Source organism: Amycolatopsis sp. SID8362, from assembly GCF_010550475.1.
In the GTDB taxonomy this organism is placed as follows: Bacteria; Actinomycetota; Actinomycetes; order Mycobacteriales; family Pseudonocardiaceae; genus Amycolatopsis; species Amycolatopsis eburnea.
Genome location: NZ_JAAGNB010000390.1, coordinates 1 through 15,751, shown reverse-complemented (window position 1 = coordinate 15,751; position 15,751 = coordinate 1). Strand labels below are relative to the sequence as shown.

Annotated in this window: 14 protein-coding genes; 6 read left to right on the top strand and 8 right to left on the bottom strand. The window is 72.2% G+C overall.

Going from position 1 to position 15,751, the window contains the following annotated elements:
* Positions 1-456 precede the first annotated feature (456 nt).
* On the top strand, positions 457-1,116 hold the full coding sequence (gene lexA / locus G3I65_RS12315; RefSeq protein WP_166639997.1) for a transcriptional repressor LexA: 660 nt from the start codon (positions 457-459) through the stop codon (positions 1,114-1,116).
* 76 nt (positions 1,117-1,192) lie between these two features.
* On the opposite strand, the gene G3I65_RS12310 is transcribed toward lexA, so the two are convergent.
* The 3 genes from G3I65_RS12310 to G3I65_RS12300 are packed head-to-tail and all read right to left on the bottom strand — an operon-like array spanning position 1,193 to position 4,254.
* Positions 1,193-2,206 (bottom strand): esterase-like activity of phytase family protein, encoded by a 1,014-nt coding sequence (locus G3I65_RS12310; RefSeq protein WP_160696222.1) that lies wholly within the window; start codon positions 2,204-2,206, stop codon positions 1,193-1,195.
* Between the two features lie 53 nt (positions 2,207-2,259).
* The gene (gene hflX, locus G3I65_RS12305) at positions 2,260-3,708 is read right to left on the bottom strand and encodes a GTPase HflX (RefSeq protein ID WP_160696221.1); all 1,449 of its coding nucleotides are present in this window, start codon (positions 3,706-3,708) and stop codon (positions 2,260-2,262) included.
* 42 nt (positions 3,709-3,750) lie between these two features.
* Entirely contained in the window at positions 3,751-4,254 is a 504-nt protein-coding gene (locus G3I65_RS12300; RefSeq protein WP_160696220.1) for a transcriptional regulator, read from the bottom strand.
* Positions 4,255-4,315: 61 nt separating this feature from the next.
* Between G3I65_RS12300 and G3I65_RS12295 the strand changes: the two genes are divergently transcribed.
* Positions 4,316-5,569, top strand: a complete 1,254-nt coding sequence (locus tag G3I65_RS12295) for an MFS transporter (protein ID WP_160696219.1) — start codon at positions 4,316-4,318, stop codon at positions 5,567-5,569.
* 9 nt (positions 5,570-5,578) lie between these two features.
* Positions 5,579-8,092, top strand: coding sequence for a valine--tRNA ligase (gene valS, locus G3I65_RS12290; RefSeq protein WP_160696218.1), 2,514 nt, complete (start codon positions 5,579-5,581; stop codon positions 8,090-8,092).
* Between the two features lie 15 nt (positions 8,093-8,107).
* Here the strand turns inward: valS and dapF are convergent, their stop codons facing one another.
* Complete coding sequence (gene dapF / locus G3I65_RS12285; RefSeq protein ID WP_160696217.1) at positions 8,108-8,935, bottom strand: diaminopimelate epimerase; 828 nt, start codon at positions 8,933-8,935, stop codon at positions 8,108-8,110.
* Positions 8,936-8,945: 10 nt separating this feature from the next.
* Positions 8,946-9,848 carry a tRNA (adenosine(37)-N6)-dimethylallyltransferase MiaA gene (gene miaA, locus G3I65_RS12280; RefSeq protein WP_160696216.1) on the bottom strand — a complete coding sequence of 301 codons (903 nt, stop codon included), beginning with the start codon at positions 9,846-9,848 and terminating at the stop codon, positions 8,946-8,948.
* Positions 9,849-10,067: 219 nt separating this feature from the next.
* Between miaA and G3I65_RS12275 the strand changes: the two genes are divergently transcribed.
* Together G3I65_RS12275 and G3I65_RS12270 are read left to right on the top strand one after the other, a co-directional pair.
* Positions 10,068-11,381: a DUF349 domain-containing protein gene (locus G3I65_RS12275; protein WP_160696215.1), complete on the top strand. Its 1,314-nt coding sequence runs from the start codon at positions 10,068-10,070 to the stop codon at positions 11,379-11,381.
* A 147-nt stretch (positions 11,382-11,528) separates the two neighbouring features.
* The gene (locus G3I65_RS12270) at positions 11,529-11,957 is read left to right on the top strand and encodes a hypothetical protein (RefSeq protein ID WP_160696214.1); all 429 of its coding nucleotides are present in this window, start codon (positions 11,529-11,531) and stop codon (positions 11,955-11,957) included.
* Here the strand turns inward: G3I65_RS12270 and G3I65_RS12265 are convergent.
* From G3I65_RS12265 to G3I65_RS12255, 3 genes are all read right to left on the bottom strand, one after another.
* Complete coding sequence (locus G3I65_RS12265; protein WP_160696213.1) at positions 11,954-12,427, bottom strand: hypothetical protein; 474 nt, start codon at positions 12,425-12,427, stop codon at positions 11,954-11,956. The two genes, G3I65_RS12270 and G3I65_RS12265, sit on opposite strands and share 4 nt — an antisense overlap.
* On the bottom strand, positions 12,424-13,917 hold the full coding sequence (gene miaB / locus G3I65_RS12260; protein WP_160696212.1) for a tRNA (N6-isopentenyl adenosine(37)-C2)-methylthiotransferase MiaB: 1,494 nt from the start codon (positions 13,915-13,917) through the stop codon (positions 12,424-12,426). Before miaB ends, G3I65_RS12265 begins: the two co-directional genes overlap by 4 nt.
* Before the next feature lie 61 nt (positions 13,918-13,978).
* Positions 13,979-15,103 (bottom strand): NAD(P)/FAD-dependent oxidoreductase, encoded by a 1,125-nt coding sequence (locus tag G3I65_RS12255; RefSeq protein WP_160696211.1) that lies wholly within the window; start codon positions 15,101-15,103, stop codon positions 13,979-13,981.
* A gap of 82 nt (positions 15,104-15,185) precedes the next feature.
* Between G3I65_RS12255 and G3I65_RS12250 the strand changes: the two genes are divergently transcribed.
* Positions 15,186-15,751: TetR/AcrR family transcriptional regulator (locus G3I65_RS12250; protein WP_160696210.1), on the top strand; the 566-nt coding region annotated here is incomplete at its 3' end.

Sequence of the window (15,751 nt, the reverse complement as noted above, 5' to 3'; positions counted from 1 at the left end):
TCGCCGCGGCGCCCGCGCAGCACGCGGACGGGCCGGGGTGGCGCCGGGACCGGGGTCGCCGGGCGGGCGTGCCCGCGTTCGGCCAGAATGGACATCCGAACCTCCTCGAAACCCTGGTGTCCGCCCGTTTCCCGGACCGGGAGCGGCCCGTGGATCAAGGTCGAACAAGCGTTCTATCGAACGCCCGTGCGAAGGTCTACCACCTACCACCGACAAAATCGAGCGGACACGGCGTGTCGATCGAACAGATGTTTGAAATCGTCGTGCCCGGGGGCTAACGTCGGTGACCAGGGCATCTGCCGGGCAGGTGCCGCCCGGCGAGGCTGCCCGCACCCGGCGGGCGGCGGCCGGCGCGCAGATACGTGCAGCGAACGTCTGGGAGGCGACGCAGTGGCGAAGGAGAACAAGGCGGGCAGGACCAGCGGGTCCCCCGGTGGCTCGGGCAAGGTGCACGCCATGCCCGAGGTGTACGACGTGGACGAGACCCTCACCGTCCGCCAGCAGCAGGTCCTCGACGTGATCCGCTCGTGGGTGAGCCGGTTCGGCTACCCGCCGAGCGTCCGCGAGATCGGTGAAGCGGTCGGGCTGACGTCGACGTCGTCGGTCTCCCACCAGCTGCGCGCGCTGCAGCGCAAGGGCTACCTGCGGCGGGACGCGAACCGACCGCGCGCGGTCGGCGTCCTCTCGGCGACCGACGACAACCCCATGGGCATCGAGATGGACCAGCAGCCGGTCATGCCGAAGGCGGCGTACGTGCCGCTGGTCGGCCGGATCGCCGCCGGTGGCCCGGTGCTGGCCGAGCAGGCCATCGAGGACGTCTTCCCGCTGCCGCGGGAGATCGTCGGCGAGGGCGAGCTGTTCCTGCTCAAGGTCACCGGCGACTCGATGGTCGACGCGGCCATCACCGACGGCGACTGGGTCGTGGTCCGCCAGCAGCCGGACGCCGACAACGGCGAGATCGTCGCGGCGATGATCGACGGCGAGGCCACGGTCAAGACGTTCAAGCGCAAGAACGGCCACATCTGGCTGATGCCGCACAACGAGGCGTACGAGCCGATCCCCGGCGACGACGCGACGGTGCTCGGCAAGGTCGTAGCTGTCCTGCGACGCCTTTAGGAAGGTGCTCCCGGGCTTTCGCACGGCCCGGGAGGTTCACCGGATCGGATGATCTTCGGCCGTGGGGAGCCGAAGGTCAGCGGCGAGCGCGGCGACGCAGCCTGCTGAAGCCGAACCAGCCGACACCGACCACCGCGAGCGTGATCCCGGCAGCGGGCAGGACGGGGAGCCCGGCCCCGTCCCCCGCCGAGCCGGACGACGCGCCGGTGCCGGTCGAGGTCGTCCCCTCCGCCGGTGCGCCGGACTGCGCGGCCAGAGCCGCCGCGCCCCGCACCGTGCGGAGGGGCTGGCCCACGCCTTCGCTGCCCGAGACCAGGGTGCCGTCGGGGTCGAAGGCGATCGCCTCGCCCTGCTTCTCCCCCGGCAGCGGGATCCGGACCGGGGTGCGCTGCAACGCGGCCAGGAGATCGCCGTCCGGAACCGCGTACACGTAGGCGTCGGTGTAGGTCCGCAGTGCGACCACACTGCCGTCGGCCATCGACGCGCCACCGGTGACCAGCACCGAGCCGATCGAGCCGACCGGACCGCCCTGGGTGTCCGTCGTCTGGATCTTCAGCGAGCCGACCTTCTCCAGGTTGGTCGGGCCCGGGCTCGCCATCGGCCCGGAAGGCCGGTACACGCGGGCCTCGCCCAGGATGTCCTTGGTGATCAGGTACGGCGTCCCCGACTTGTCCATCAGCAGCGCTTCGGTGTCGTGCTGGCCGTCGGGGTAGGTGAGGCGGTGCAGCGTCACCTTGCCCTCGGGGCTCAGCTCCAGCAGGGCGACCGTCAGCCGCCCCTTCTGGTTGTCGCCGGTGTCCGAAAGCCACAGGCGCCCGTCGGGCGTGCGGGCCAGGTCTTCGACGTCGAACGGGTCGGTCTTGTCCGTGAGGACCTTCTGCACCTTGCAGTCGCGCCCGAGCACGAACACCTGCACCTTGGTGCCGCCGTCGTTGATCGCGTAGAACTTCGAGCCGTCGGAGACCAGGCCGGACAGCTCACCGATGCGCGGATCCTTCACCGTGCACAACGGCTGGGGCGTCTCGGCCGCCGAAGCGGGCACCGCCCCGCCCAGCACGGCCGAGAAGACCAAAGCGACAACCCAGCGCACCCCAGCACCTCCGTAGTGTGCGATCCCCGTGGATCGCACACTACGGAGACGTGTCAGGCCCTGGTCGAGTTGGTCTCGTACTCGCGCAAAGCCGCCGCGAGGTCCGGGCGGACCCGCACCAGCAGGCGCGTGCCGTCCTCGGCGTGCTCCTCTTCGAGGACCTCGCCGTCGGCGTGCGCCCGCGCGACCAGCTCGCCGCGCGCGTAGGGCACGAGGACCTCGACGGTGACCTCCGGCCGCGGCAGGCGGTCGGCGAGCACCTCGACGAGCTCCGGGATGCCCGCCCCGGTCCGCGCCGAGACCTGGACCGAGCCGGCCAGCGCGTGCCGCAGCCGGGCGAGGCTGACCTCGTCGGACGCGTCGATCTTGTTGATCACCAGCAGCTCCGGCGGGAGCGGCTCCTTGCGCTTGCGGGTGATCTCGCCGAGCACCTCGCGCACGGCGCTGACCTGCTCCTCCGGCGCCGGGTCGGACCCGTCCACCACGTGCAGCAGCAAGTCGGCGTCCGCGGCCTCCTCCAGCGTCGAGCGGAACGCGTCCACCAGCTGGTGCGGCAGGTGCCGCACGAAGCCGACGGTGTCGGTCAGCGTGTAGCCGCGCCCGTCCGCGGTCTGCGCGCGCCGCGTGGTCGGGTCGAGGGTGGCGAACAGCGCGTCCTCCACCAGCACCCCGGCCCCGGTCAGGGCGTTGAGCAGGCTCGACTTGCCGGCGTTGGTGTAGCCGACGATCGCCACGCTGGGCACCTCGTTGGCCAGCCGCCGCCCGCGCTTGGTCTCGCGGATGGTGTCCATCGCGGCGATCTCCCGGCGCAGCTTCGCCACGCGCTTGTTGATCCGCCGCCGGTCGGTTTCGAGCTTCGTCTCACCGGGACCGCGCAGGCCCACGCCGCCGTTCGCGCCACCGGCGCGGCCACCGGCCTGCCGGGACAGCGACGCACCCCAGCCGCGCAGCCGCGGGATCAGGTACTGCAGCTGGGCCAGCTCGACCTGCGCCTTGCCCTCCTTGGACCGGGCGTGCTGGGCGAAGATGTCGAGGATCAGGGCGGTCCGGTCGATGACCTTGACCTTGACCTTCTCCTCGAGCTGCCGCAGCTGGCCCGGCGAGAGCTCGCCGTCGCAGATCACGGTGTCGGCGCCGGTGGAGCCGACGATGTCCCGCAGCTCCTTGACCTTGCCCGAGCCGATGTAGGTGGCCGGGTCCGGCTTCGGCCGCCGCTGGATGAGGCCTTCGAGGACCTCCGAGCCCGCCGTCTCGGCCAGGCGCGCCAGCTCGGCCAGCGACGCCTCGGACTGCAGGGCCGTGCCCTCGGTCCACACGCCGACCAGCACGACGCGTTCCAGCCGCAGTTGCCGGTACTCGACCTCGGTGACGTCCTCGAGCTCCGTGGACAGTCCCCTGACCCGGCGGAGCGACGCCCGGTCTTCGAGCTCCATCTCACCCGTCGACGGGTCGCCGTCGTACAGGTCGTCGTCGTGGTCTTCGGTGTGTGTCAGTTCTGTCATCGTGCCTCCATGTTCCCACGTTTCGCCGCGGGAACCGAACTTTTACGTGCTGGGATAGGTGGCGAGGTAGACCGCGGTGCGCTCGGCGCCGGAACGGCGGGGGCGCGCGCGGAACTCCTCGAGCAGGGCGTTGAGCCGCGATTCCAGCTCCGCCCGCTCCTCGGGGGCCACCTGGACGACCAGGCGCGTCTGGTGCACGCCCTCGAATCCGGTGTCGGCGATCTCGGCCAGATAGGCCTCGAGAACCGCCTGCTCCACGTCCTTGTCACCGCATGAGTCGAGTGTCCACGAAAGCCCCGTCGAAAGATACGGGATTTCCTTGGCGCCCCGGGCGCCTCGGCGCGGCGGCTGCGCGGCGAGGAAGCCGGTCTCGACGAGCTTGCGCACGTGGTGCAGCGTCGTCGCCGGGTCCCGGCCCAGCCGTTCGGCGAGCTCCTTGTTCGTCAGCGCCTCCGAGAAGGTCAACCGGATGATGCGCAGCCGTATTCCGGACGCCAGCGCGGCGGCCTCGGCTTCGGTGGCGGTACGTCGTTTCCCGGGCGGCACCCGCACAGCCTAGAGCGAACAGTGATTGACAGTTTCCAATCACTCACTGCACACTCGGCGCATGCGCAGGGGGTCACTTTTCTTCCACGCCGACTTCCGGCGGCTCTGGGCCGGCGACACGGCCAGCCAGTTCGGCACGATGGTCGGCTACACCGCCATCCCGCTGCTCGCGGCGGTGACGCTGGCCGCGACGCCGTTCGAGATGGGCCTGCTGACCGCGGCCCAGACGGTCGCGTTCCTGCTCCTCGGGCTGCCCGCAGGAGTGTGGGTGGACCGGCTGCGCCGCCGCCGGGTCATGCTCGTCGCCGACTTCACCCGCTTCGCGCTGCTGCTGAGCGTGCCGCTCGCCTGGTGGGCCGGCGTGCTGACGCTCGCGCAACTGGTGGCCGTCGTGCTGTTCATCGGCGTCGCGACGGTGTTCTTCGACGTCGCCTACCAGTCGTACCTGCCCTCGCTCGTCGGCCGGGAGCACCTCCTGGAAGGCAACGCGAAGCTGCAGGCGGTCCAGTCGGTCGCGCAGGTCGCCGGGCCGAGCGGCGCGGGCGTGCTGGTCCAGCTGATCAGCGCGGCCAACACGGTGCTCGTCACCGCCGTCGGCTACTTGACGTCGGCGCTGTGCCTGCTGCGGATCCAAGCGCCCGAGCCCGAGCCGGACCGGTCCGGGCACGCCCGGCTGCTGCCGCAGATCGCCGAGGGGCTGCGGTTCGTGTTCTCCGACAAGCCGTTGCGCTCGAGCGTGGCGTGCACTGCGACGGCGAACCTCTTCGGCGGCGCCTTCGTGGCCGTCCAGGTGCTGTTCTTCACCCGCACGATCGGGCTGTCCCCGGCGCTGGTCGGCGTGATGCTCGCCGTCGGCGGCGCGGGCGGCGTCCTCGGCGCCGTCTTCTCCGGCGCGCTGACCCGCCGGATCGGGCACGCCCGCACGATCTGGCTGGTCCCGCTGCTGTCCTGGCCCGCTCACCTGCTGGTCCCGTGGACCGGGGCGGACTGGCGGCTCGGGCTCGCCGCGGCCGGCGAGGTCGTCTACGGCTTCGGGGTGATCGTCTACAACGTCGCGCAGGTCTCCTACCGGCAGGCGATCTGCCCCGACCGGCTGCTGGGCCGGATGAACGCGAGCGTGCGGTTCCTCGTCTGGGGCACGCTGCCGCTCGGCGGCCTGCTGGGCGGCGCGCTCGGCGAAGGGCTCGGGCTGCGCGGCGCGATCTGGGTGGCCGTGGCGGGCGAAGCGGCCGCGGCCCTGTGGGTCGTCTGCTCGCCGCTGCGGAAGATGCGTGACCTGCCGACCGTGGAAAAAGCAGGTGTGGCCGCCGCCTAGAGTTGGTCCATGAGCAACCCTTACGAGCGCCCGCGAGTCCCGGACAAGGTCGGTGTCGACGGTCTGGAGGCCAAGTGGGTACCCGTATGGGAATCCACCGGCGCCTACCGCTTCGACCGGACGAAGACCCGCGAAGAGGTCTACTCGATCGACACTCCCCCGCCGACGGTCAGCGGGTCGCTGCACATCGGGCACGTCTTCTCCTACACCCACACCGACGTGCTGGCGCGGTTCAAGCGGATGCGCGGGTTCGAGGTGTTCTACCCGATGGGGTGGGACGACAACGGCCTGCCGACCGAACGCCGGGTGCAGAACCACTTCGGCGTCCGCTGCGAGCCTTCGCTGCCGTACGACCCGGCCTTCCGCGCCCCGGAGAAGCCGGGCAAGGACGTGGTCGCGATCTCGCGGCGGAACTTCGTCGAGCTGTGCGAAACCCTGACCGAGACCGACGAAAAGGTCTTCGAGCAGCTTTGGCGGCAGCTCGGGCTGTCGGTCGACTGGACGATGACCTACCAGACGATCGGGCGCGAGTCGCGGCTGATCTCGCAGCGCGCGTTCCTGCGCAACCTCGAGCGCGGCGAGGCCTACCAGGCCGAAGCGCCGACGCTGTGGGACGTGTCGTTCCGCACCGCCGTCGCCCAGGCCGAGCTGGAGGACCGCGAACGCCCGGGTGCCTTCCACGACCTGGCGTTCACCGGGCCCGACGGCGCCGACGTCGTGATCGCGACGACCCGGCCGGAGCTGCTGCCCGCGTGCGTCGCGCTGGTCGCGCACCCCGACGACGAGCGGTTCCGGCCGCTGTTCGGGAAGACCGTGCGGACGCCGGTGTTCGGGGTCGAGGTGCCCGTGGTGGCGCACCACCTCGCGGACCCCGAAAAGGGCCGCGGCATCGCGATGGTGTGCACGTTCGGCGACACCACCGACGTCACGTGGTGGCGCGAGCTGCGGCTGGCCACGCGGGTGGTGCTGGGCCGGGACGGGCGGTTCCTGCCGGACGCGCCGGCCGGGGTGCCATCCGGCGTCTACGCGCCGCTGGTCGGCAAGACCGTCCACACGGGACGCGAGATCATGGTCCGCCTGCTGCGCGAGGCCGGGGCCCTGCACGGGGAACCGCGGCCGATCACGCACTCGGTGAAGTTCTACGAAAAGGGCGACAAGCCACTGGAAATCGTCGCGAGCAGGCAGTGGTACCTGCGCAACGGCGGCAACGACGGCGCGTTCCGGGAGAAGATGCTCGCCCGCGGCGAGGAACTGAACTGGGTGCCGAAGCACATGCGCGTCCGGTACTCGTCGTGGGTGGAGAACCTGGCCGGGGACTGGCTGGTCAGCCGCCAGCGGTTCTTCGGCGTGCCGATCCCCTTGTGGTACCGCCTCGACGCGAACGGCGAGCCGGACTACGACGCCCGCCTGCTGCCGGAAGACCTGCCGGTCGACCCGAGCAGCGACGTCCCGCCCGGGTTCACCGAGGACCAGCGCGGGGTGCCCGGCGGGTTCGTCGCCGAAGCCGACGTGATGGACACGTGGGCGACGTCGTCGCTGACGCCGCAGATCGTCGGCCGGTGGAGCGTCGACGACGACCTGTTTTCCCGCGTGTTCCCGATGGACCTGCGGCCGCAGGCGCACGAGATCATCCGCACCTGGCTGTTCTCGACGGCGGTGCGCGCCGAGCTGGAGCACGGCGTGCTGCCGTGGCGGGAGACGGCGATCGCGGGCTGGGTGCTCGACCCCGACCGCAAGAAGATGTCGAAGTCCAAGGGCAACGTGACGACCCCGGTGGACCTGCTGGAGCGTTTCGGCTCCGACGCGGTCCGCTACTGGGCGGCGAGCGCGCGCCCGGGCGTCGACACGGCGGTGGACGAAGGCCAGATGAAGGTCGGCCGCCGGCTGGCGACGAAGCTGCTGAACGCGAGCCGGTTCGTGCTGGGCCTGGGCGTGCCGTCGCCTTCCTCAGTGGCCACCGAACCCCTGGACCGGGCGCTGCTGGCGTCGCTGGCCGTCGTCGTCGAGCAGGCGACCGCAGCGCTGGAGGCCCTGGACTACGCGCGGGCGCTGCAGGTGACGGAGACGTTCTTCTGGACGTTCTGCGACGACTACGTCGAGCTGGTGAAGGGCCGCGCGTACGGCGACCTCGGCCCTGCCGAGGCGGCTTCGGCGCAGGCGGCGCTGGTGACGGCGTTGTCGGCGGTGCTGCGGCTGTTCGCGCCGTTCCTGCCGTTCGCGGCGGAGGAGGTGTGGTCGTGGTGGCAGGAAGGTTCGGTGCACCGGGCTCCGTGGCCCGCCGTCGAGTCCGTCGACGGTGACCCGGAGCTGCTCGCGCTGGCCGGCGAGGTGATCGCGGCGGTGCGGCGGGCGAAGACGGACGCGAAGGTGTCGATGCGCAGCACCGTCGAGACGCTGACGGTGACGGGACCGCCCGAGCTGCTGGCGCGGTTCGCGGACGTCCAGGCCGACATCCGCGTCGCGGGCACGATCACCGCGGTCGAGACGCGCGAAGGCGAGTTCGCGGTGGAAGCGAAGATCTAGGCCGAAGGGCCGCCGTCACGAACCGGCGGCGGCCCACCAGGCTTCGTCGAGCTCGCCGCGGGCCACGATCTCCGCCGGGCCCGACAGCGTCGACGCGCCGCGCGAGACCGTCACCGACACCCGGCCGCCCGGGATGTCCACTGTGGACGCGCCGGTGTCGGTCCCGGCCAGGTGGAACGCGGCCGCCACCGCGGCGACCGTGCCGGTGCCGCACGCGCGCGTCTCCCCCACGCCGCGTTCGTGCACGCGCATCCGCAGCGCGCCGTCGCCGAGGCGGTTGACGAACTCGAGGTTCACGCCGTGCGGGAAGAAGTCGTGGTCGAAGTCGGGCTGGTCGCGCAGGTCGAGGTCCGCGACGTCGTCGTCGAGGACCGACACCAGGTGCGGGTTGCCGACGTTCACCGCGACGCCGGAGAACGGGCGGCCGGCCACCACCGTGACCGACGTGCCGGTGATCGTCGCCGGGCCCATCTGGACGGTCACCGAGCGGTCCGGGTGCACCACCAGCGGGCGGTCGCCGGCGCGGGTGCCGATGACGAACTCGCCCTCGGTCTCGAGACCGGCGTCGACGAGGTAGCGGGCGAAGACGCGCACGCCGTTGCCGCACATCTCGGCGATCGACCCGTCGGCGTTGCGGTAGTCCATGAACCACTCGCCCTCGGACGGGACGTCCAGCGCCGCGGCGCGGACGACGCGCAGCACGCCGTCGGCCCCGAGGCCGCGCTGGCGGTCGCACAGCGCGGCGACCCTCGCCTCGGTCAGCTCGAGGCGGCCCGCCGGATCGGGGAGCAGCACGAAGTCGTTCTGCGTGCCGTGCCCCTTGAGGAACTCGATTCCGCCCATAGGGGCAAGATTACCGGCCCAGGGTATCCCGGACGCGCGCGGCCAGCCCCGGATCGGCGCCGTCGAACCAGTCGATCCGCTGGTCGCGCCGGAACCAGGAGCGTTGCTTCCGGACGAAGCGCCGCGTCGCCTGCGCGGTCGCCGCGGCGGCCGCTTCGAAGTCGCCGTCGCCGTCCAGTTCGGCGAGCACCTGCTGGTAGCCGAGCGCCCGCGCCGCCGTCTTGCCCTCGCGCAGGCCGCGCTTCTCCAGCTCCAGCACTTCGTCGACGAGCCCGGCCTCGAACATCCGCCGGACGCGCTCGTTCACCCGCTCGTCCAGCTCCTCGGGGTCCCGGTCGACGCCGATCAGGACCGTGCCGTAGCGGGCGGGGCCGGGCTTGGGCAGGTTCGCCGAGAACGGCTCGCCGGTGATCTCGATGACTTCGAGGGCGCGCACGATCCGCCGGGTGTTGGTCGGCAGGATCGCGGCCGCCGCGGCCGGATCGCGTTCACCCAGCCGGGTGTACAACGCGGGGGTGCCGAGCTGCTCCGCCTCCGCGTCCAGCCGGGCCCGGACCGCCGGGTCGGTGCCCGGGAACCGCAGGTCGTCGAGCACGGCCTGGACGTACAGGCCGGACCCGCCGGCCAGCACCGGCACCCGGCCGGCGGCCAGCAGCCGCTCGATCTCGGCGCGCGCGTGGCGCTGGTAGGCGGCGACCGACGCCGTCTCGGTCACGTCCAGGACGTCGAGCAGGTGGTGCGGAACGCCGCGGCGCTCCGCTTCGGTGGCTTTCGCGGTGCCGATGTCCATGCCGCGGTAGAGCTGCAGGGCGTCGGCGTTGACGACTTCGCCGCCGAGCTCCAGCGCCAGCTCCACGGCCAGTGCGGTCTTGCCGGTGGCCGTCGGCCCGACCACGGCGACGGGGCTGTTCACGGCGGCTGACGATACCGGCGGGCCGACACGGAGCGTCCACCGGAAGTAGGATCACGAGCTTCGAGTGGCTCATCCAGTACCACGGTGCGCGCTGAGCTGCTTGAATGCCGCGTGGGGGTCGTAGCATCCGAGCACGGCCCGTGACGACCGCATTACCCGGCCCCGCTTCCGCGGCGGGGCGCCCGCGCCAGCGGGCGTACAGGCGATAAGGAGCCTGCGATGGCCCAGGAGAACACTTCCACCGGTACCCCGGCCCCGCACCCGGTGCCGCACGCGCTGCACGCCGGGCACGCCGCCCCGCCCGTGCCGCCCGCCGAGCCGACGCCCGCCACCTGGGGCCGGATCGACGACGAGGGGACCGTTTACGTCATCACCGCCGAGGGTGAACGCGCGGTCGGCGTCTGGCAGGCCGGCAGCCCCGACGAGGGCTTGGTGCACTACGCCCGCCGCTTCGACGACGTGCGCACCGAGGTCGAGCTGCTGGAGACCCGGCTGGTCTCCGGAGCCGGCGACCCGAAGCACGCGCTGTCGAGCGCCACCCAGATCCGGGACGGGCTGGCCGAGTCCGCCGTGGTCGGTGACCTCGCCGCGCTCGCCGCGCGCCTGGAGTACGTCATCGCGCACGCCGAGAAGGCGCTGGCCGCAGCGAAGGCGGAGCGCGAAGAGGCGCGGGCCGCGGCGGTCGCACGCAAGCAGGAGCTGGCCGAGGAGGCCGAGAAGATCGCCGCCGACTCCACCCAGTGGAAGGCGGCGGGCGACCGGCTGCGCGCGATCCTGGACGAGTGGAAGACCGTCAAGGGGGTCGACCGCAAGACCGACGACGAGCTGTGGAAGCGGTTCTCGAAGGCCCGGGAGGCGTTCAACCGCCGCCGCGGCTCGCACTTCGCCGAGCTGGACAAGCAGCGCGCGTCGGCCAAGCAGCGCAAGGAAGAGCTCATCGCCGAGGCCGAGGCCATCAGCGAGTCCGAGGACTGGGGCGAGACCGCCGGCCGCTACAAGGACCTGATGACCGAGTGGAAGGCCGCCGGGCGCGCGCCGAAGGACAGCGACGAGGCGCTGTGGCAGCGCTTCCGCGCGGCGCAGGACAAGTTCTTCGCCCGCCGGTCCGCGGTGTTCTCCGAGCGCGACGCCGAGTTCTCGCAGAACGCGGCCCGCAAGGAAGAGCTCCTGATCGAGGCCGAGAAGATCGACGCGGCGGCCAACCTGGAAGCGGCGAAGAGCGCGCTGCGCAAGATCCAGGAGCAGTGGGACGAGATCGGCAAGGTCCCGCGCGAGCGCATCCGCGAGCTCGACGGCAGGCTGAAGGCGGTCCAGGACGCGGTGAAGTCGGCGGAGGACACCCGCTGGCGCCGCACGGACCCGGAGGCGCAGGCGCGCGCAGCGCAGTTCCGCGAGCGCGTCGAGCAGTTCGAGTCGCAGGCGGCCAAGGCGCGCGCGGCGGGCGACGAGCGCCGGGCGAAGAAGGCCGACGAGCAGGCCGCGCAGTGGCGTGAGTGGCTGCAGGCCGCGGAGGCGGCGGTCGCCGACCGCTGAGGCACCCGAGCCGAAGGCCCCCTCGCTCCGGCGAGGGGGCCTTCGTCGGTAATCGGAGGGTTAACGCGTCACCCGAAGCGGTGTGACGGGCTGCACGGCCAGGTGGCTTACGGCGCTTTCCGCGCCCGCCGGTGCTCCACTTCGATCATGAGCAAGCCATCGAACTTCGTGTCCGCACTGGTCGTCGCCTGCACCGTCGCGCTCGCCGCCCCGGCCGTCGCGCTCGCCGCGACCGGGCCCGCGCCGGCCGCGGCCCAGGGCAAGAAGCACAAGGCCAAGGTCGAGGCCAAGGCCGACAAGAGCAGCGTCAAGGTCGGCGAGACGACGAAGATCAAGGGCTCGTTCGCCGACCTCGGCGGGCAGGAGAGCGTCGCCGGCGGCGAGCCGGTGATCGTCCAGCAGCTGCAGGCCGGCGTCTGGGTCAACCTCAGCACCGCGACCTGCCGCCCGAACGGCAGCTTCGTGTTCAGCCTGAGCTTCAGCCTCCGGACCACCCTGACGCTGCGCGTCTACCACCCGGAGACCGAGCTCTACCTCAGCGCGGTCTCCAGCGTGTTCGGCCTGGTCGTGATCTAGCCGCGGGAGAACGCCGTGCGCATCCACTGCACGGCCAGGCAGATCATCGCCAGCCAGGCGATGATCAGGCCGATCCCGGGTCCGCCGCCCGCGGCCCCGCTGGCGTGCGACGACTGCTGCGACCAGATGGCCAGCAGCCCGTCCACCGAAGCGAACCAGCCGCCGGCGGCGCACACCCAGGCCAGCCACCACCGGCGCGTCACCAGCGCCAGCGCCGAGGCGAGGATGCCGGCGGCGGTCGACGTCGCCGCGAACAGCTGCGGGATGCCGCCGCCCTGGCCGGCCAGCACCTGCCAGCCCGCGTGGTCGCCGACCCACGGCAGGATCAGGCAGACCAGCAGCACGAACGAGAACACGGCGATGGTGAACCCGCGCCGGCCCAGCTCCACCGTGCGGGACGCGTGCTCGCCCGCTTCGTCGATCTCGGCGGCCAGTTCGGCCAGGTCACCGTTGCCCTGGGGCTCGGTCACAGCGCACACCCACTCACCGGTTCGGGCCGGGCGGCCGGGGCTCCGAAGCCCGGCAGGCCCAGCGTGACACCGCTCGTCTTCGGCCGCAGCCCGGCCTCCGCGTTGTCGCCGGCGCGGGTCCGCCGGTGCGACAGCAGGTCGCCGTCCGCGACCAGGTGGTGCGGCGCGCCGTAGGTGACGACCGTCTCGACGACGTCACCCGGCCGCACCGCGCGGTCCACGTGCGCGCCGGTCGGCGTGAAGTGCACCAGCCTGCCGTCGCGGGCGCGGCCGCTCATCCGCTGCGTCTCGGCGTCCTTGCGCCCCTCGCCCTCGGCGACGAGCAACTCGACCCGGCGGCCGACGATCTTCTTGTTCTCTTCCCACGAGATCGCGTTCTGCAGCTCCACCAGCCGCTCGTAGCGCTCCTGCACGACGGCCTTGGGCAGCTGGCCGTCCATCGTGGCGGCCGGCGTGCCGGGGCGCTTCGAGTACTGGAAGGTGAACGCGCTGGAGAACTGCGCCTGCTCGACGACGTCCAGCGTCGCCTGGAAGTCCTCCTCGGTCTCCCCGGGGAAGCCGACGATGATGTCGGTGGTGATCGCGGCGTCCGGCATGGCCGCGCGGACCTCGTCGAGGATCTTCAGGAAGCGCGCCGAGCGGTAGGACCGCTTCATCTCGCGCAGCACCCGGTCCGACCCGGACTGCAGCGGCATGTGCAGCTGGTGGCAGACGTTCGGGGTCTCGGCCATCGCGTCGATCACGTCCGAGGTGAACGCGGCCGGGTGCGGCGAGGTGAACCGCACGCGCTCCAGCCCGTCGATGCCGCCGGCCGCGCGCAGCAGCTTCCCGAACGCGAGCCGGTCGCCGAACTCGACGCCGTAGGAGTTGACGTTCTGCCCGAGCAGGGTCACTTCGAGGACGCCCTCGGCGACGAGCGCCTCGACCTCGGCGAGGATCTCGCCGGGCCGCCGGTCGCGCTCCTTGCCGCGCAGCGCGGGCACGATGCAGAAGGTGCAGGTGTTGTTGCACCCGACCGAAACGGACACCCAGCTCGCGTACGACGATTCGCGGCGCGCGGGCAGCGTGGAGGGGAAGGTCTCGAGCGATTCGAGGATCTCGACCTCGGCCTCGGCGTTGTGCCGGGCGCGTTCGAGCAGCGTCGGCAGCGACCCGATGTTGTGCGTCCCGAACACGACGTCGACCCACGGCGCGCGCTTGACGATCTCCCCGCGGTCCTTCTGCGCCAGGCACCCCCCGACGGCGATCTGCAGGTCCGGGTTCGCGACCTTGTCCGGGCGCAGGTGCCCGAGGGTGCCGTACAGCTTGTTGTCCGCGTTCTCCCGGACGGCGCAGGTGTTGAACACGATCAAGTCGGGCTTGGCACCGTCGGCGACGGGCGCGTACCCGGCGTCTTCGAGCTGGCCGGCGAGCCGCTCGGAGTCGTGCACGTTCATCTGGCAGCCGAAGGTGCGGATCTGGTACACCCTGGGTGCCTGGTTCTCGGTCATCGCCCTTCAGGGTAACCCCCGGCTGACCAGGCAAACCCGCCGCCTCGGGGGCGGGCCCGGCCTACCGCGTGCTGACCTCGGGCCGAGCCAGCAGGGCGACCATGCTCCGCGGCGCGTCCGCGCCGAACATGACCTCGTAGATGTCCTCGTCCGCGGCCTCGGCGGCCGCGCGGTCGAGCATGCGCCGCTCGTGCTCCGCGAGCGCGGTCTCGACGTCGTCCCCGTGCGCGGCGAGGGCTTCCCCGAGTTCGGCGCCGTCCAGCATGGCCAGGTTGGCGCCTTCGCCGTTCGGGGGCATGAGGTGCGCGGCGTCGCCAACCAGGGTCACCCCGGGCACGCGTGCCCAGTGGTGCCCGGGCGGGAGCGTGTGGAGGCGGCGCAGCACCGGCGGGGTGTCGCTCGCGGTGATCAGCGCGGTGAGCTCGGGAGCCCAGCCGTCGAACTCCGCGGCGACCCGGGCGGTCAGCTCGGCGGGGCCGAGGCCGGCGAGCCAGTCCTCGGGCTGGCGCAGCTGCGTGTACGCGTGGAGGGTGCCGCCGCTCTCGCGGTGGGCGAGGATCCCCTTGCCGGGCGCGAGCGCGAACAGCGAGCCGGCGCCGACCGCGGCCGCGGCGGCGGGGTGGCGGGTGTCGCCGTCGAAGAGGAACGTCTCGACGACCGTTACGCCGACGTAGCGGGGCGTGGCGGCCGACAGCAGCGGCCGCACCCTTGACCACGCGCCGTCCGCGCCGACCAGCAGTTTCGTGCTGACAGTGGAGCCGTCGGCGAAGCGCACCTCGTGCCGTCCCCCGCCGAGCGCACGGACGCCGACGGCCTTGTGGCCCCACCGGACGGCGTCCGGCGGCAGCGCGTCGAGCAGCAGCTGCCGCAGGTCGCCGCGCTGCACCTCGGGGCGGTCGCCGGTGCCGTCGTCCGGCCGGTCGAGCAGCACGGTCCCCGCCCGGTCGAGGACCCGGTAGGACTCGCGGCCGGGCAGGACGAGCTGGCGGAACCCGTCGGTCAGGCCGGCGGCTTCGAGCGCCGGCTGGCCGTTCCACGGGTGGATGTCGAGCATCCCGCCCTGCCGCCGGGCGGCCGGCGAGGGCTCCGCTTCGTGGACCGTGACCGGGATGCCGTGCCGGTGCAGCACGCGGGCCAGCACGAGCCCGCCCAGGCCCGCTCCGATGATCGTGACTTCGTCGCGCATGCCGCTCCTTCGATTGGATTGACGATCCAATCCAAGCTAGCACGACTTTGGATCGACGATCCAACCGTGCGATGATGGCTTCGTGACGAAGCGGCGTGCGGACGGCCTGTCCAAGGAAGTGATCGTCAAGGCGGCGACCGGGCTCCTCGACGAAGGCGGCGAGGCGGCGCTGACCTTCCGGGCGCTCACCACCCGCCTGAGCACGGGTTACGGGGCGATCTACCACCACATCGCGAACAAGAGCGACCTGCTCGCGGCGGCCACCGACGACATCGTCGAAGGCGTCATGACCGGCGTGGTCGGCGGCGCGGAACCGCGGGAGGCGCTGCGCACGGTCGCGCTGCGCCTGTTCGACGCGATCGACGCCCACCCGTGGGTCGGCGCCCAGCTGTCCCGGGAGCCGTGGCGGCCCGCGCTCCTCGAGGTCTACGAGCGCATCGGCGGCCTGCTCGACGCGCTCGACGTCCCGGGCGAAGCGCTGTTCGACGCCGCCGGCGCCCTCGTGAACTACGTCCTGGGCGTCGCCGGGCAGAACGCCGCGAACGCCCGCCTCCTCGCCGGCGACGCCGACCGGTCGGCGTTCCTGTCCGGCGTCGCCGCCCAGTGGGCCGGGCTCGACCCGGCCCGCTACCCGTTCGTGCGCAAGGC